Below are 16,859 nucleotides of genomic sequence, written 5' to 3' on the forward strand. Positions count from 1 at the left end.
AAAATCTAAACGGCTTTTTTAATTTTTACAAAACTCTACATTTTTCTTAAATATATATTACCTAGGCCAGCGTTTAATTTCATTAAAACTTTACCTGAATTTAATTTTAATTTCATTCGTTGAAGATTATCAAATTCTTTTTCTTCTAAAATCTTAAAGTTTATATCTGTAAAAATATCAGAAGCATTTGCATCTAAGTTTAAACTAGACTCAGTTGGTAATGTAATGTCAATAAAACCATTATTTGAGTAAATTGAATACAGCTCTTTTGGCATTTTTTTATCAAACTCAATCGTAACATTTCCGCCAATGGAATTGATAGAAACAGGACCAGTAACATCTTTTAAATTAATATTACTTAATGAAGACGAAATCTCTACTTCACCATCAAAATTAGATAAACTTGATTTTTCAGAATTAAAAAAGAAATGATTACTATTTTTTTTTGATACAGTGCAACTAGTTGTCCAATTTAAATGCAAAGAATTAGGTATTTTAATTTTATATTGTTCTCTATAACTTGTCATAATAAAATTACCATCTACTTTATCCTTAAAAATTAATTCATCACCTTTTTTTTCGATAGTAAAATATATTGCTAACTCACTATTTTCGTCTTTCTTACCAAGCCTTTTTAAACCATCTTTACGAGTAGGATCATCTATTTTAAAAAAAACAGTTTTAGGTTTAATTTCTGCATTATCATCTTCTGTATATGCGCCACTTACAGAATAACTAATTTTTTTAGTCTTTTTTTTAACAGCATTAACAGAGTCACTTTCTGTAAATTTCACACTAATAGGACCAGGAGTTACCTCCCAAGCATTTTTCTTTTTCTTAGAAAAATCACCACTAATTCCTTTGAAAGAAAATACGGCACCACCAGGTTTATTTGATTTTGAAGATTTTTTACTTAAAGCTTTAAAATTTATCTCATTTTTACGATGTAAGCTTTCAATAATTACTTCATCTCCATCATAACCTTCTATGATAAAACTTTTAGACGAACATATTTTTAAAGTTCCTTTGTTGAATTTTATTTTTTTTTCTTGTGCATTTACGTTTAAAATGAAAAATACAATTGTAAGAAATCCTATTAATTTTATGTGTTTCATGGTGTTATTTTTTAATTTCAACCATTGCTAACGTTGCATTATTTTTAACGATAGGAAAGGTTTGTTCATCATTAATTATTTTTTCAAGAGGTTTTTGTGCACGGTTTTCTCTTAAAATGGTTAAAGCTTTAATCAATTTAATTTGTACCAAGGGTTTGTCTTCATTTTCCAAAGCCCTTATTAGATTTTTTCTTATTTTTTCATTTGATGGAAATTGTAAAAGTCCGTCTATAGTTGCAATTTTTACATTTGCATTTTCATCTTTATGAATAATCTCAATCAATCTATTGATAATTCTGGAATCTTCTTTTTTATATTCATCATTAAATGCATACACACCTTCTAAACGTTTTCCTGCAGAAGAATCCTGTAAATTTGCCAATAATTCTTTTTGAATTGATGATGATTTTTGATGATTTACAAACCAAAATCCCACAGAAAATACAACAGCAAAACAAGCAGCAATGGAAATGTATTTTAAATATAAAACCTTTTTATTTTTTGGTTGATGCAATTCTTTATTCAATAATTTTTCAAAAGAAACATCTGCTTTTGTAGACATCTTTTCAGTTTCAAATTCCGATTTATTTTTCTGTATAAATTCTTTTAACTTCATACGATTTGCTTTTTTTGAATCATTTTTAACAGTTGGTCTTTTCCTCTTTTATATTGGTTTCTTACTGTACTTTCTTTAATATTTAGCATCTCTGCTATTTCTCTGTGATTATAATCTTCAATCAAATACAAAACCAAGATAATGCTGTATTTTTCTTTTAATTGTTGAATACTTTCTTTAATAAATTCTATTGAAATATCGTTTTCAATTTCATCATTTCCAATTTCTATTTCAGTTTCTAAAATGAGAGTTTCATCAATCCAAACAATATTTTTTTGTTCTCTTAAAACATCCAAAGATTTGTTTACAACAATTCTTTTTAACCAAGCTCCTAAACTTGCATCATCATTTAACTGATGGATTTTTTGAAAACTTTTAATAAAACAGTCTTGCACAACATCTTCTGCTTCTTCCCTATTATTTAAAATTCTTATTGCAGCACCAAACATCATATTTTTATAATTATGATATATTTCTATTTGGGCTGAATAATTATTCAGTTTACATGCTTGTATGAGTTGTTTGGTATTCAAAAAAGATTGGTTAATTTTTGTTTACATTATAAGAACGTGAAAATTTTAGAAGTGTCGCAAAAAAAGATGAGTTTATTTTAAAAATGGAATTAATTACTAAATTAATTTTCAAAATAAAAGATAAATGAACTACTAAACATTAAAACAAAAAATCCGTTTAGAAAATTTCTAAACGGATTATGCATTAATAAGAGATTTTAATAAATCTTGAGTTTTTTTTTGTCTTTCTAGACAACTTAAATATAAATAGAAGAAATTATCTTTTAGTAAAGTACTGCTTCAATTTAACACCATCTAATACCTTAAAAACATCAGATAAATTACTAAGATCTTGTGTTAGCGTAAAATTATCTGTAGAAACTTCTGTAGTTCCGTTTGCAAAATATAATGCTTCTCCAACTACAATATTATTGATAACTACCTTACCTAAATCTTCTTTTTCTGTATTGTATTCATACATAACCAACCTACTTTCAGATTCTATATAAGACCAGTTTCCTTTTAAAACATAACTATATGAGCTAGATTTAGCATCAAAACTTGGTACTCCCTCATTTAAAGACTTCAATAAACTAAAATAATCTTTTTTCCCAGAAACTTTCCATTCGTAAGTTCCATCTGCTTTAAACTCTACAACACTACTTTCTATAATATCACAGGTCTCATAATCTTTCAATTCATCTGTATGAATCTTTATTCTCTGTGGAGTACATTCATTATCTCCAACAACATCAAAAAAACCAGAAGTTCCTGCAGTTAGGTTTTCTGTTTTAGTATAATCCCAAACACCTAATAAACTATCATTTCCTCCCCAATTTTTTATAGTAACACAAATATCTACAGAATCACTAACTCCTCCATTTGGGTCATACAAAGTAATAACATAGCAAAAAGTACCAACAGACATTGTTGATTTAAAATCGATGTCTAATTTTAGACTTTCGTTTTTATCTAAACTTACATTAGATAAATCTATTTTATAAAAACTATTTGCAAGAGTGCCATCATTAGCCTTAATTTGAAAATAAGCACCAGCAACTTTATTAGGTTCAAAATTTAATTCAACATTAAAACCTTCATTTAAAAAAGCGAATTTTTCTGGATTTACAACTGTAAAAGGTATCTTTTCGCTAGCAACAGGTATTGTACCTTCGATTTTTTCTGCGGAATTAATTGTTAAATTATCTGAAACTTCATTCGCTAGAATAGAAATCTCTTCAGATTTTACTTCAACTTCAATAGGTTCGTTAGCATCACATGACATCATTAAAAAAGTTATTGATGTTAAAAAAAGGAAATAATAGATTTTTTTTGTCATAATTTTTATCTTAAAATATTTATAAATTATAAACAACCACTAAACAGTTTTCTAGTGTGCTGTCCTTTTAATAACAATTATTTGAATACTTTTTTATATCCAATAATATGTTACAATTATAAAACGCAATACTAAGAAAAAACCCTACTTTATTTTATAAATAAAGTTTTCTTACTTTTTAATTTGAATAAATGAATAACAAAAAAAACCGTTTAGAGACTAACTTCTAAACGGTTTTTTATATTTTAAAATTCTAAATTACTAGAACTGAGTATCCATTTTAAGATAATCTAAAAATTCTCTTTTAGTTTCTTTATTTTTAAACTTACCACCAAACTCTGCAGTAACTGTAGAACTTTCGATGTCTTTTATTCCTCTAGAATTTACACATAAATGTTTTGCATCTATAACACAAGCAACATCTTGCGTTCCTAAAGCCTCTTGCATAGCTTGTACAATTTGCATTGTTAAACGCTCTTGCACTTGTGGTCTTTTAGAAAAATACTCAACAATTCTATTCATTTTAGAAAGTCCAATTACTTTTCCATCAGAAATATAAGCCACGTGAGCTCTACCAATAATTGGCAATAAATGGTGCTCGCAAGTAGAATAAACAACAATGTTCTTTTCTACTAACATTTCACCATAATTATAATTATTGTCAAACGTAGATGCTTTAGGCATATTTTTAGGATTTAATCCCATAAACATTTCGTTTACAAAAGCTTTTGCTACTCTTTTAGGAGTTCCTTGTAAACTATCATCTGTTAAATCCATTCCTAAAGTTGTTAAAATATCTTTAACACTTTCTTGGATTTTTGCTATTTTATCTTCATCAGAAATATCAAATGCATCTGGTCTTATTGGGTTTTCCGCAGAAGTACCTACATGATTCTCACCTAATTCGTCAATTCTATCGTCATTCATTTTGCTGTCTAATTCAAACATTTCATTCTTTATTAAAGTGCAAATTTACGTGTTTGCGACGTATTATTTTAGTTTATTAATAAATTAAAACTATCTAACTATAATTTCTTATGCCTTTAGTAAATTTACTAATTCTGATAAAGAACAATTGTTCTGTTCACCAGAAATCATATTTTTTAATATAAAAGCATCATTTTCAATACCAGAAACTACAAATTCTATTTCTCTGGTAGAAACATACTTCCATTGTCGTTTTTGAGCCTTATTACTTTCTCCTAAATCTGGATAAAATTCTGATTTAATATTATTTTCTCTTAAACTTTTTACAGCTTTCATTTTTGCAACATCTGTAGCGGCATCAAAATTTAAGAAAATAACCTTTGGTTTTGGTAAGTCTACTGCTTTAAACAAGCCTAATTCCTCTAAAACTAAATAAATTCTATCCAAACCAAAAGAAACTCCAACCCCAGAAACATCTTTTAAACCAAAGATTCCTGTTAAATCATCATATCTTCCACCACCACCAATAGAACCCATTTTTACACCTTCTGGCGCAGCTACTTCAAAAATTGCGCCTGTGTAATAATTTAATCCTCTTGCTAAAGTTACATCTACTTCTAAAGTTGCTGTTTCTAAACCTAATTCATTAATAGAATCAATTACAAAACGCAACTCTACTACTCCACTTTTTCCTTCTTCGGAAGTTTGCAACATAGCTTCTAAAGAAGCTAGTTTCTCTAAATTAGAACCTGTAAAATCGAACAAAGGTTGTACTTTTTCAATTGCTTCTTCAGTAATTCCTTTAGATAACATTTCTTTTACTACACCTTCTTTACCTATTTTATCTAACTTATCTAAAGCTACAGTAAAATCTATTAATTTATCTTGGGCACCAATAACTTCTGCAATACCAGAAAGTATTTTTCTATTGTTTATTTTAATCGTTGTTCCTGCTAAACCAAGTTTAGTAAAAACAGTATCGTATAACTGCACAAACTCTACTTCTTGCCATAAAGACTTACTTCCAACAACATCTGCATCGCATTGAAAAAACTCTCTAAAACGTCCTTTTTGCGGTCTATCTGCTCTCCAAACAGGTTGTACTTGGTATCTTTTAAATGGAAATGTAATTTCATTTTGATGCTGCACAACGTAACGTGCAAATGGCACCGTTAAATCGTAACGTAATGCTTTTTCAGATATTTGAGAAGTTACTTTTAAGCTATCTTTTTGAGACAGTAATTTTTCATCTGCTTTCTTTAAATAATCTCCAGAATTTAAAATTTTAAAAATTAATCGATCTCCTTCTTCACCATATTTACCCATTAAAGTTGACGAGTTTTCGAAACTCGGAGTTTCAATTGGTTGAAATCCGAAAGTTTCAAAAGCTGTTTTAATCGCATTCATAATATATGTACGATTGGCAACTTCTGTTGGCGAAAAATCTCTGGTTCCTTTTGGGATGCTTGGTTTCATTATTAATTTTTTGTATTGAAATTATTTTTTTTTACTTGGTATTTTCTTTTACTCTTGTAAAAACAAGAATCATACTATTAAAAAAATCATTACATAGAAGATAAAATTGCAAATTATACTTCAAATGAAATGACAAACGTTGTGTAAATAAAATTTCAATCGAGTGAAATATTAAAACGCTTTACATGCGCAAATATCGTGAAAAAGTTATAATTTTTTAGGAGTTCTAAAGCTTTTATTTCGTCTTCTTAAAGAGTAAATAGATGCATTTAATTCGAAACCTAATAAGAGTATAATTGCATTAAGCCAAATAAATAACATTAATATTAAAAGCGTACCAATAGAGCCATATAACTCGTTATATTTTGCAAATTCGTTTACGTAGTAACCAAATAAATAAAATGTAAGAATAGATAAAAGTGTTGTAAAAACTGCTCCTGGAGAAAAGAAACCTGAATGTTTTCCTTCTTTAACACCATAATGATATAACATAGAAACGGTAAGAAATATCATCAATAAAAAGATAAAACCTCGCCCTAATTGCAACCAAATTAAATTACTTTCTAACCAACCTAAAGAAACCATATCTTTTAAAATTAACTCGAAAAAAATAATTAACATTACAGTAACCAATAAAAAAAGTACAATTACAATAGACACCAACATGGCTATAAAATAAGATCTAAAAACATTTCTTACTTCTTTTACATGATATGAATATTCAAAGCCACCAAAAATAGCATTTACACCATTTGTCATTAAAAAAATAGAACCTATAAAACCAAAAGATAATAAACCGCCATATTGATTCTTAATAATATCTACCAAAACAGAATCTACAGCATCAAAGGTTTTTGGTGGTAAAACATCAGAAATAATAGATAATAAACCTTCTTGTGCACCTTCTATTGGTAAAAAAGGAATTAAGGTTAATACAAAAAGTAAAAAAGGAAAAATTGCCATAAAAAAACTATATGCAATTCCGCCAGCTCTTGTTGTTAATGCGCCTTCTATAATACCAATAAAATACATTTCTAACACGTCATATAAAGACATACCTTCTAAACCAGGAATTTTAATTTTCTTCCCAATTTTAACCAAAATATTTACAATTGGTACTTTTGCTAGTTTGTCTTCTATTTCTTTTGTCATTATACGAAATGCAAAGTTAAATCTAATTTTTACTTTGTTTTTTTAATTCTTTATTAGGCTATTACAATCTTATAATCTAAGAGTAAACCTGCAAGATTCTCTTTACGAAACCTTGCTCCTTTTAAGCAATTTTTATCTGGGTTAATATTAAAATTAAGAGCGTTTCTAAAGTCTGATTTTTCTAAATGACAATCATAAAAAATAGCTCCTTTTAAATCTGACATATTAAAAACACAGCTGGTTGCAATAGTTTCTGTAAAATCTACTTCTTCTAAATTACAACTCGTAAATTTGGTGTTTGGTATTTTTAACTGATAAAAAGAAGATAAATTTAATTGACATTCGGTAAAGGAAACCTGTAATAAAAACGGATTTACTTCATTAAACTTTACTCCTATCATTTTACATTTAATAAAGTTTACATCTTTAAAAGCGGTATCTTTTACTATTGTATTGCTAAAATTACAGTCTACAAACTGAATATTCGACGCATGAATACTCTCGAAGTTACAATTTACAAATGTACAATTGTCATATTCTCCTTTCTTAATTTTCGTTTTACTGAAATCTATTTTAGAGTATTCTTCGCTATCGAAATAAGCATCTATCATTTATAAAATTACTTTTTGCTTCGTTAATTTATAATTTAACTTACTTTCAATTTTATTCCCATCAATATCTAACAACTCTATAAAGTCTTCGCCTATTTTATATTTAAAAGGCAACTTTTTTAATTCTAACAGTAGTTTTCCTCCTTCTACTATATACTTTCCTGTTTCTTTAAAAACACGATCATCTCCTTTTCCATTATAAACAGTTTCTAATAGAAAAGTTCCATCAGCATTTAATGTCATTTTGTTATCTATTCCAGTACAATTTCCACAAGGAAATTCACCTTTATAAACACCTGTAACGTCTTTTATTTCGTTGCTTTTACAAGCTGAAAAAAGAAGACAACTTAATACTAAAAATTTAAAAAAATAATTCATTTAAACTGCTATTTTAATCCTCTTGCTTTTAACATTGGCATTGCTTCTGGGTTTCTACCAGCAAAGGCTTTATACATTTCGGCATAATCCATTGTGTTTCCTTTAGATAAAACTTGCTCACGAAATTTTTGTCCGTTTTCTCTAGTTAACAAACCATTATCTTTAAACCAACCGTACGCATCATGACTTAACATTTCTGTCCATAAATAAGAATAATAACCAGCAGCATAACCACCGCTAAAAATATGTGCAAAATAAGTAGAACGGTATCTTGGCGGAACTTCAGATACATTTAATTTCATACTTTTTAGAGCTTCTGCTTCAAACTTAGCAACATCTTCTATTTTTTCATTTGCAGAAATTGTGTGCCATTTCATATCTAAACTAGAAGAGCATAAGTTTTCTATCATAGAATAACCTTGGTTAAAAGTACCTGCGTCTTTAATTTTCTTTAATAACTCTGCAGGAATTACTTCTCCTGTCTTGTAATGAATTGCATAATTATTTAATATTTCTGGGTGTGTAGACCAGTTCTCGTTAAATTGAGAAGGAAATTCTACGAAATCTCTTGCTGTACTTGTACCAGAAATTGAAGCATATTTCTGGTTTCCAAAGAAACCATGCAATGCATGTCCAAATTCATGAAACATCGTTTCTACTTCATCAAAACTAATTAATGCTGGTTCTCCTGCAGCCGGTTTTGGTGAGTTACAAACATTATAAATTACTGGTTTTTGGTTACGTAATTTAGATTGTTTTACAAAACTACTCATCCACGCACCACCACGTTTGCTATCTCTAGCATAATAATCTCCAAAGAATAAACCTAATTTACTTCCGTCTTCTTCAAACAGCTCATACACCACAACATCTGGGTGATATGTTGGTATATCTGTACGTTTTTTAAACGTAATACCATATAATTTTGTAGCTGCATAAAAAACACCTTTTTCTAAAACGTTGGTCATTTCAAAATAAGGTTTTACATCCTCTTCGTTTAAATTGTACTTAGATTTACGTACCTTTTCTGCATAATGATTCCAATCATATGCAGCTAATTTAAAGTCTTTTCCTTCTTTATTAATTTCTTTCTGAATTTCTTTTATCTCTGAACCTGCTTTATCTAAAGAACCCGGAATTAAGTTTTTAAACATATTAAAAACCTTGTCTGGTGTTGCAGCCATTGTACCTTGTAAACTCCAACTTGCATAAGTATCGAAACCTAAAATCTGTGCTTTTTCTGCTCTTAACAAAGCCATTTTTAAAACTAAGTCGCTTGTATTATAGATTCCCGTATCAGATCTGTGAATCGATTTTTCAAACAATTGCTTTCTTGTTTCTCTATTTTCTAAAGTCTGTAAAGCTGGTTGTTGTGTTGTATTTATTAATTGAATTTCAAACTTCCCATCTTTTTCTAGAGATGTTATTTTTTCATCAGAAAAACCTTTTAGTTGTTCTTTGTCAGCAACTACAATTCCTCCTTTTTTACTAGCGTCTAATAATTTCTTTCCAAAATCATTTGATAAACTCGCTATTTCAGAATTAATTTCTTTTAATTTTTCTTTTTTTTCTTCGGATAAATTTGCACCTGCTTTAGAAAAATTCTTAAAATATTCTTTTACTAAATGATTCGATTCTGCATCTAAATTAGCTTCAGATAAATTATTATAAACAGTTTTAATTTTTCCGAATAACTTTGTGTTTAATAAAATATCATCTGAATGTTTAGAAAACTTAGGTGCTAATTCTTTTTGATTTTCTTTAATAGTATCATTGGTATGTGCACCTGCAAGACCAGAAAAAACCGAATTAACGTCATCTAACTTCTTACTACTTTCTTCTAAAGCTAAAATGGTGTTTTCGAAAGTTGGTGTTTCTTTATTTTCTGTAATTTTTGCAATTGCTTCATTTTGCAATTTCATACCTTCTAAAATTGCAGGCAAAAAATGAGCTGCTTTTATTTTAGAGAAATCTGGCGTACCATATTCTAAGGTACTTTTTATTAATAAAGGATTTTTCGAGATATCCATTGTATTTTCTTTTTTTGCTTCTTTCGTATTACAAGAAATTACCAATAATAAGGAAGCAGCTATTGTTATATATTTTTTCATTTTAATATGGAATTAATCAATTGCTTTTAAACTTAAATCTAAATTATAAACCGAATGTGTTAACGCTCCTGAAGAAATAAAATCTACACCACAATCTGCATATTTTCTAATAGTATCTTCATTAATACCACCAGAAGATTCTGTTAAACACGTATCGCCAATTAAAGCAACTGCTTTTCTAGTATCTTCATAATTAAAGTTGTCTATTAAAATTCTGTAAACACCTTCATTAGACAAAATTTCTTTAATTTCTTCTAAACTTCTAGCTTCTACAATAATTTTAATATCTAATTTTTTATCTGCTAAGTATTTCTTTGTTTTGGTTATTGCAGCCGTTATTCCGCCAGCAAAATCTATATGATTGTCTTTAATCATAACCATATCATACAAAGCAAACCTGTGGTTTTCTCCTCCTCCAATTTTTACAGCCCATTTTTCTAAAGCTCTAATTCCTGGTGTCGTTTTTCTTGTATCTAAAACTTTTGTTTTTGTTCCTTTTAACAAATCTGCAAAAAAGGCTGTTTTTGTTGCAATTGCACTCATTCTTTGCATCGCATTTAAAACCAAACGTTCTGCCATTAATATAGATTGCGATTTTCCTGAAACATGAAAAACAATATCGCCATATTTTACTTTATCGCCATCATTTATAAATGTTTCTACTTGTAAATCTTTGTCTACATATGAAAAAACTTGTTTCGCAAATTCTACACCAGCAATAATACCATCATCTTTTACCAATAGTTTTGCTTTTCCTTGTGCATTCGAAGGAATACAAGAAAGAGATGTATGATCTCCATCGCCAATATCTTCGCGAATTGCATTGGTTATTATAAGTTCTAATTCTTTTTCAAATTGTTCTTTTGATATCATAATTTCTGTATTCTGATGTAAAAATAACAATGATTTTCAACTTTTTGTTACTTATGTTGAATTTATGTTTTAAAACTAATAAATTTGTGCCGACAATAATTGTCTCCTCGAGCGCAGTCGAGAGGTTTTATAAGGTTTCGACTGCGCTCGACCAGACAAAAAATTATGAAAATTAAATTACTTGCTATTGGTAAAACGGATAATAAAAACTTAATTCAATTAATTGAAGAGTATCAAAACCGACTAAAACATTACGTTAAATTTGAGTTAGAAGTAATACCTGATATTAAAAATGTTAAGAATTTAAGCGAAGTTCAGCAAAAAGAAAAAGAAGGAGAATTAATTTTATCGAAATTACAAAATACAGATCAATTAGTTTTGCTAGATGACAAAGGAAAGCACTTTACTTCTATTGAATTTTCGCAATATCTTCAGAAAAAAATGAATTCTGGTATTAAGCAATTGGTATTAGTAATTGGTGGACCTTATGGTTTTTCTGATGCTGTTTATAAAAAATCTAGTGGTAAAATATCTTTATCTAAAATGACATTTTCCCACCAAATGATTCGTCTTTTTATTGTAGAACAATTATACAGAGGTTTTACTATTCTTAAGAATGAACCTTACCATCATGAATAATTGATGCATTGAATTTTGTAGACATATTGTGTAATAAAATTATTTCTAGAATTAGTACTGCAATCATAAAAAACAACGCAATAGGAGATAATATTACTGTAACAAGTAAAATACCATTTATAATTTTTAAAAATCCTGTAACTTTTGCTAAGGAACTTACGTTTTCTTTCAATTTTAAAATACCTAAACCCATAATTAATTCTCCAATACCAAAAATTACCATAGAAATTACAGTTAACCCAATTTCTAATGGAGAAATTAAACCAGAAGTACTGGTAAAAAACATTATAATTGTCATAATTACACCTACTCCGAAATAAATATATACTGCATTCATTAATAACGTATTATTAAATTTCTCTGCAATAACTTTGTAGCCTCTTAAAAACGGAATTATTAAAATAAAAAATGCAATTGCAAAAGGAATTCTAAAAGCTAAAACACCTAAATTACTAACATTACTCGTTGCAAAATAAATTTCCATTAAAACACCAACTAAAGTAAGAATGGAGTAAAAAAGACCAAAAACCCAACTATAATTTAAAATTTGTAGTTCTTTTTTAGTCCAACTAATCGTTATATCTTCTTTAGTTGGGTATTCTTCTATTATATGTAAATCTTCTCCTAAAACCTCTAAAATAAGTTTTACCGTATAACTTCTAGGGTTTACTTCTCCAGCCTCAATTCGTTGAATTGTTCTCACATTAATATTACACTGTTCTACCAACTCTTCTTGTGTTAATCCTTTTCCTTTTCGTAATTGATAAATACGTTTACCTAATTCTGGCTGTTTCATTATATGTATATTTTTATTTATCATACAATGTTAGTTTAGAAATTTATTTTTAAGAGACATATGTTTTGATTTTAACCCGACATTTACACGACAAAGCAATGATAACAATAGTTTTAGAGATTTTGTGTTTTTTGCAATTTATGTGAAACCTTTATTATATTTAGTTGTTTTAATATAATCTTGTGGTGAGTAACTTGTTATTTTCTTGAAAGAAATAAAGAAAGGATTGTAAGATGCAAACCCAGTTTTGTATGCTAAAGACTCTAATGTTTCGGTATTTAAAAAACCCTGTTCTGTTAATCTAATTGCATCTTGTATTCTACTCTGCATTCTGTATTCTGAAAAAGAAATTTTAGAATGGTATTTAAATAGATAAACAATATGGCTAGTTGGCACACCTAAAACTGCTGCAATATCACTTTGAGAAAATTTAGGGTTTCTAAAAACGAAACCTTCAATACCTAATTTATCGACCTCTTTAATATAACTAATAATATTAAATCTAATATTTTCTTGTAATTTTAAATCTTGATTGTTTTTCACGGTCTCCGCAGTTAATAACCAAGAAGTATTTGCTTCTTTTTCTAACTCTAAAACTACTTCTTTTTCTTCTAATGAAACCTCATTAAATTTTAGTAAAGTACTATTAAGAATAGGCAAACCAAATAATATTTCTGGAGAACTTAAAATTTTAAAGAAGACAAATAACCAAAAAAACATTATAAAAACTCCTAAGGTTTTACCAGAAGGATTAATACCATTTGTTAGCTCTGTATACAAAGAAGTTAAAAGTAAAGTACTATTTAAAACGTTTACTATATATAAGTAAAATGTCCAGTTTTTTACTAAAACAAAATGTTTATTGTTTAATTTTAAATCCTTTTTAAACCAAATTTCTTTTCTTAATAACATAAAAATTATTGCTAAATAGAATAGAATAAAAACACTTACAAAAAACAAGTTTGTAAAAGAACCAAAATAAAAAATAAAGCTATTATTTAGAGATTCCATAGAATTAATTAAAAACAAAAAAACAATAAAAAGAAGGTGCTTAAAATCTTTAAAACTATGTTTTATATTAGGACAAATTAAATACTTATAATACAGATAAAAAGAAGGTGCAAGAACCAAATATAAGATAGAATAAATGCCGCTATCTGCTTTTACAGTACTTTGCAAGCCTAAATAATAACTACCATGTATTACATGTCGAAAAGAAAGTATTGTAATTATAAATACTAAAAATAAATTGCAAAAAGGGTTCGACTTATAATACCTAATTAAAATAAATAAGGTAACAAAACCAATAATACCAGTTAACAGGAACAAGAATGATACTAACAAAATAAGATTAAATATTTCATATTTCAAATGTAATAAAATAGAATATTCTTTAAACTTTATTTTACTGTTTTATTAAAACTCTTATTGATTTGTTAAAAAACTAATATTTTATCATTATTATCATATGTAAATATTATTTTTTATCTAAATTTGATGTGTCTATTAAAATAGTGTATTTTTTTTTAAAATTATATCCTTTTTTAATATTCAAAATAATTCCTGTTAATAGATGTTTTAGCAAAAAAGATAACCAAAACTTAGTAGTTCTTATTTTGGGGGAAATAATAACTAATTCTAGTAAAACTCTTTTAAAACAAATATTAGCAGGTTTTTAATACTTATTTTCTTACAAAACTTAACCAAGCATTTTTAAAATCTTCATCTAATAAGCAACTTGCTTCTTCTAAATTGAAGTTATAGTCTTTGTATTTAAAAGCAGTTTTTTCTATGTTATTACCCAGATAAATATCGGTTATATTAATATTTAATAACTCAGTAGAAGTATTTAATCGTTTTTTTAAAGCTGTAGAGAAAAAAGTTCTTACCAAATTATCTGCAAAACCAACACCATGTTCTCCTAACCTTTCTCTTGCTAAACAAACGATATTATTAGACTTTCTTAATTCTTTAAAAGCTTTTAATAAAGATGTGTTTATAAAACCAGAATCTAAATCTCCCATAATTAATAAACCTGCAGGCATTTTAGAACTATAACTATTTACAGGTCCTTTTATATTTGCATAAGCAATGGTCTTTTCTGGGTAAGCAGCAGAAAACTCATAACTAAATCTACCACCAGAAGAATGTCCTCTTAATAAAAATGGCAAATCAGATAAAAAGTCTAAATTATGTTTTTCACCTATCTTATTAATTGCTAATAGTAAATGATTGTTATTTTTCTCAATGCTAGATGTTACATAAGCACCAACCAGTGCAATTTCTTCATTTTTAGCAAAAGCTCTCCAATCTGGTAAATTAACTTTAGACAAACCACTACTATTATTACCTGGTGTAATAACTAAAATAGCTTTTGGAATAACGTTTTCCGGAATCCACATTCTATAGGTTGTATTTGTACCTTCATCTGTAAAAACATCATAAGTCCAATCATCTAAAAACTCACCTTTCTCTAAATTTTTAGTTGTTTTTTCTACCTCATTTTCTGAGCATCCAAGAATTAACATCAACAAAAAGAGTTTATAAAACCTCATAATAACATATAATATTACACTAATATAAACAATTCTTTTTCTAACACTTTTGTTTGTTTACTTTTGTAAGAAATCTGTTTAACAATGATGAAATTAGTCTTCGCTACCAATAATCTTAATAAACTTAAAGAAGTACAAGAAATGTTAACAAACTCGATAGAAATATTAAGTTTAAAAGACATAAATTGTTTTGATGAAGTTGATGAAACAGAACTTACTTTAGAAGGTAATTCTAAATTAAAAGCAAATTATATTACCAAAAACTTTAATTACAATTGTTTTGCAGATGATACAGGCTTAGAAGTAGAAAGTTTAAATGGTGAACCAGGAGTTTATTCTGCTCGTTATGCTGGTGAGCCTTTTAATGCTGAAAATAATATGCGAAAATTACTAACAGAATTAAAGGGCAAAGAAAATAGAAAAGCACAGTTTAGAACTGCCGTTTGCCTAAATATAGATGGTAAACAGTATGTTTTTGAAGGTATTTGTAAAGGTGAAATTTTAAAAGAAAAACAAGGTGAAACTGGTTTTGGCTACGATCCTATTTTTAAACCAGAAGGATACGACCAGTCTTTTGCAGAAATGAGTGCAGACGAGAAAAACAAGATATCACATAGAGGTTTAGCTATTCAAAAATTAATAACATTTTTATCTAACTACAAATCATAAGTTAATCTTATTACATCTACGAAGCATTCTTAAATGGAAAAAAAATCTTACAGAAAACACTTTATATTATTACTGGTAATTCTAGTAATCTTGTTTGTGCTAAACATTAGTTTAGGCTCTGTTTCTATTCCGTTTAAAGACATTTTAAATACTTTAATAGGTAACGCTGCCACAAAAGAAAGTTGGCACACAATTGTTTTAAATTTTAGATTACCCAAAGCCATTACTGCTGTTCTAGTTGGTTCTGGTTTATCTGTTGCGGGTTTATTAATGCAAACCTTATTTAGAAATCCGTTAGCTGGCCCGTTTGTTTTGGGTATTTCTTCTGGCGCAAGTTTAGGTGTTGCCTTATTAATATTAGGTTCATCTCTTTTTGGAGGCTTTTTCTTTGCAAATGCTATATCTAGTTGGTCTTTACCAATTGCCTCTAGTTTGGGAGCTTTTTTAGTATTATCTGCTGTAATTATTGCCGCCAATAGAGTTAAAAACACCATGTCTATTTTAATTATTGGGTTAATGTTTGGTAGTTTAACTTCTGCAATTATTAGTGTTTTATCTTATTTTAGTGAAGCAGCACAAATTCAGCAATTTATCTTTTGGAGCTTTGGTAGCTTAGGCAACCTTTCTTGGAACGAACTTTTAATATTCATTGTAATTTATAGTATAGGAATGTTAGCTACATTAGCTATTATAAAACCTTTAAACAGTTTCCTTTTAGGTGAAAATTACGCAAAAAGTTTAGGTATAAATGTAAAGAAAAGCAGAAATACCATTTTATTAATTACTAGTATTTTAACAGGAGTTATTACAGCATTTGCAGGTCCTATTGCTTTTATTGGGTTAGCGGTTCCGCATATTGCTAGAATGATTTTTGTTACTTCTAATCATAAAACACTAATTCCTGCTGTGGTTCTATTAGGTGCTATTATTATGCTAATTTGCGACGGAATAGCGCAATTACCAAACAGCGAATTCACATTACCTATAAACGCTATTACCTCTTTATTTGGTGCGCCAATTGTTATTTGGTTGTTAATTAGAAAAAAGAAATTATTTATTTAAAAATAGCATTTAAAAGAAAAACAAAATC

The 16,859-nt window shown here is 27.8% G+C and carries 17 protein-coding genes; 3 read left to right on the forward strand and 14 right to left on the reverse strand.

Going from position 1 to position 16,859, the window contains the following annotated elements:
• Positions 1-35: 35 nt before the first annotated feature.
• The 11 genes from SHK09_RS05480 to nadC form a co-directional block, all read right to left on the reverse strand.
• Entirely contained in the window at positions 36-1,115 is a 1,080-nt protein-coding gene (locus tag SHK09_RS05480; RefSeq protein ID WP_319809770.1) for a hypothetical protein, read from the reverse strand.
• A 4-nt stretch (positions 1,116-1,119) separates the two neighbouring features.
• Entirely contained in the window at positions 1,120-1,731 is a 612-nt protein-coding gene (locus SHK09_RS05485) for a HEAT repeat domain-containing protein (RefSeq protein WP_319809771.1), read from the reverse strand.
• Positions 1,728-2,264, reverse strand: coding sequence for a sigma-70 family RNA polymerase sigma factor (locus SHK09_RS05490; protein ID WP_319809772.1), 537 nt, complete (start codon positions 2,262-2,264; stop codon positions 1,728-1,730). The genes SHK09_RS05485 and SHK09_RS05490 overlap by 4 nt, the downstream gene beginning before the upstream one ends.
• 256 nt (positions 2,265-2,520) lie before the next feature.
• Positions 2,521-3,582, reverse strand: a complete 1,062-nt coding sequence (locus tag SHK09_RS05495; protein ID WP_319809773.1) for a hypothetical protein — start codon at positions 3,580-3,582, stop codon at positions 2,521-2,523.
• 261 nt (positions 3,583-3,843) lie between these two features.
• Positions 3,844-4,530, reverse strand: a complete 687-nt coding sequence (gene folE, locus SHK09_RS05500) for a GTP cyclohydrolase I FolE (protein ID WP_319809774.1) — start codon at positions 4,528-4,530, stop codon at positions 3,844-3,846.
• Positions 4,531-4,617: 87 nt separating this feature from the next.
• The gene (gene hisS, locus SHK09_RS05505) at positions 4,618-5,985 is read right to left on the reverse strand and encodes a histidine--tRNA ligase (protein ID WP_319809775.1); all 1,368 of its coding nucleotides are present in this window, start codon (positions 5,983-5,985) and stop codon (positions 4,618-4,620) included.
• 207 nt (positions 5,986-6,192) lie between these two features.
• The gene (locus SHK09_RS05510) at positions 6,193-7,137 is read right to left on the reverse strand and encodes a YihY/virulence factor BrkB family protein (RefSeq protein ID WP_319809776.1); all 945 of its coding nucleotides are present in this window, start codon (positions 7,135-7,137) and stop codon (positions 6,193-6,195) included.
• Between the two features lie 53 nt (positions 7,138-7,190).
• Positions 7,191-7,748 (reverse strand): pentapeptide repeat-containing protein, encoded by a 558-nt coding sequence (locus SHK09_RS05515; protein WP_319809777.1) that lies wholly within the window; start codon positions 7,746-7,748, stop codon positions 7,191-7,193.
• A complete protein-coding gene (locus SHK09_RS05520; protein WP_319809778.1) occupies positions 7,749-8,126 on the reverse strand; it encodes a copper resistance protein NlpE in 378 nt (125 codons plus the stop codon).
• Positions 8,127-8,134: 8 nt separating this feature from the next.
• A complete protein-coding gene (locus tag SHK09_RS05525; protein WP_319809779.1) occupies positions 8,135-10,237 on the reverse strand; it encodes a M3 family metallopeptidase in 2,103 nt (700 codons plus the stop codon).
• Between the two features lie 12 nt (positions 10,238-10,249).
• Complete coding sequence (gene nadC / locus SHK09_RS05530) at positions 10,250-11,110, reverse strand: carboxylating nicotinate-nucleotide diphosphorylase (protein ID WP_319809780.1); 861 nt, start codon at positions 11,108-11,110, stop codon at positions 10,250-10,252.
• Between the two features lie 165 nt (positions 11,111-11,275).
• Between nadC and rlmH the strand changes: the two genes are divergently transcribed.
• Entirely contained in the window at positions 11,276-11,749 is a 474-nt protein-coding gene (gene rlmH / locus SHK09_RS05535) for a 23S rRNA (pseudouridine(1915)-N(3))-methyltransferase RlmH (protein WP_319809781.1), read from the forward strand.
• Here rlmH and SHK09_RS05540 read toward each other — a convergent pair.
• From SHK09_RS05540 to SHK09_RS05550, 3 genes are all read right to left on the reverse strand, one after another.
• Positions 11,721-12,545: a helix-turn-helix domain-containing protein gene (locus SHK09_RS05540; protein WP_319809782.1), complete on the reverse strand. Its 825-nt coding sequence runs from the start codon at positions 12,543-12,545 to the stop codon at positions 11,721-11,723. The two genes, rlmH and SHK09_RS05540, sit on opposite strands and share 29 nt — an antisense overlap.
• Before the next feature lie 138 nt (positions 12,546-12,683).
• Positions 12,684-13,556 (reverse strand): AraC family transcriptional regulator, encoded by an 873-nt coding sequence (locus SHK09_RS05545; protein ID WP_319809783.1) that lies wholly within the window; start codon positions 13,554-13,556, stop codon positions 12,684-12,686.
• Between the two features lie 671 nt (positions 13,557-14,227).
• Complete coding sequence (locus SHK09_RS05550; RefSeq protein ID WP_319809784.1) at positions 14,228-15,073, reverse strand: hypothetical protein; 846 nt, start codon at positions 15,071-15,073, stop codon at positions 14,228-14,230.
• A 114-nt stretch (positions 15,074-15,187) separates the two neighbouring features.
• Here SHK09_RS05550 and SHK09_RS05555 point away from each other — a divergent pair, with 114 nt between their 5' ends.
• Together SHK09_RS05555 and SHK09_RS05560 are read left to right on the forward strand one after the other, a co-directional pair.
• On the forward strand, positions 15,188-15,769 hold the full coding sequence (locus SHK09_RS05555; RefSeq protein ID WP_319809904.1) for a non-canonical purine NTP diphosphatase: 582 nt from the start codon (positions 15,188-15,190) through the stop codon (positions 15,767-15,769).
• A gap of 33 nt (positions 15,770-15,802) precedes the next feature.
• Positions 15,803-16,831, forward strand: coding sequence for an iron ABC transporter permease (locus tag SHK09_RS05560; protein ID WP_319809785.1), 1,029 nt, complete (start codon positions 15,803-15,805; stop codon positions 16,829-16,831).
• The last annotated feature ends 28 nt before the right edge of the window (positions 16,832-16,859 follow it).

The sequence above is a fragment of the Polaribacter sp. PL03 genome, from assembly GCF_033875165.1.
Classification (GTDB): domain Bacteria; phylum Bacteroidota; class Bacteroidia; order Flavobacteriales; family Flavobacteriaceae; genus Polaribacter.

Bases quoted from the DNA above. Each gene is read 5' to 3' on its own strand.
- SHK09_RS05480 (WP_319809770.1), bottom strand. From the start codon at position 1,115: ATGAAACACATAAAATTAATAGGATTTCTTACAATTGTATTTTTCATT.
- SHK09_RS05485 (WP_319809771.1), bottom strand. From the start codon at position 1,731: ATGAAGTTAAAAGAATTTATACAGAAAAATAAATCGGAATTTGAAACT.
- SHK09_RS05495 (WP_319809773.1), bottom strand. From the start codon at position 3,582: ATGACAAAAAAAATCTATTATTTCCTTTTTTTAACATCAATAACTTTT.
- folE (WP_319809774.1), bottom strand. From the start codon at position 4,530: ATGTTTGAATTAGACAGCAAAATGAATGACGATAGAATTGACGAATTA.
- hisS (WP_319809775.1), bottom strand. From the start codon at position 5,985: ATGAAACCAAGCATCCCAAAAGGAACCAGAGATTTTTCGCCAACAGAA.
- SHK09_RS05510 (WP_319809776.1), bottom strand. From the start codon at position 7,137: ATGACAAAAGAAATAGAAGACAAACTAGCAAAAGTACCAATTGTAAAT.
- SHK09_RS05515 (WP_319809777.1), bottom strand. From the start codon at position 7,748: ATGATAGATGCTTATTTCGATAGCGAAGAATACTCTAAAATAGATTTC.
- SHK09_RS05520 (WP_319809778.1), bottom strand. From the start codon at position 8,126: ATGAATTATTTTTTTAAATTTTTAGTATTAAGTTGTCTTCTTTTTTCA.
- SHK09_RS05525 (WP_319809779.1), bottom strand. From the start codon at position 10,237: ATGAAAAAATATATAACAATAGCTGCTTCCTTATTATTGGTAATTTCT.
- nadC (WP_319809780.1), bottom strand. From the start codon at position 11,110: ATGATATCAAAAGAACAATTTGAAAAAGAATTAGAACTTATAATAACC.
- rlmH (WP_319809781.1), top strand. From the start codon at position 11,276: ATGAAAATTAAATTACTTGCTATTGGTAAAACGGATAATAAAAACTTA.
- SHK09_RS05540 (WP_319809782.1), bottom strand. From the start codon at position 12,545: ATGAAACAGCCAGAATTAGGTAAACGTATTTATCAATTACGAAAAGGA.
- SHK09_RS05545 (WP_319809783.1), bottom strand. From the start codon at position 13,556: ATGGAATCTCTAAATAATAGCTTTATTTTTTATTTTGGTTCTTTTACA.
- SHK09_RS05550 (WP_319809784.1), bottom strand. From the start codon at position 15,073: ATGTTAATTCTTGGATGCTCAGAAAATGAGGTAGAAAAAACAACTAAA.
- SHK09_RS05555 (WP_319809904.1), top strand. From the start codon at position 15,188: ATGAAATTAGTCTTCGCTACCAATAATCTTAATAAACTTAAAGAAGTA.
- SHK09_RS05560 (WP_319809785.1), top strand. From the start codon at position 15,803: ATGGAAAAAAAATCTTACAGAAAACACTTTATATTATTACTGGTAATT.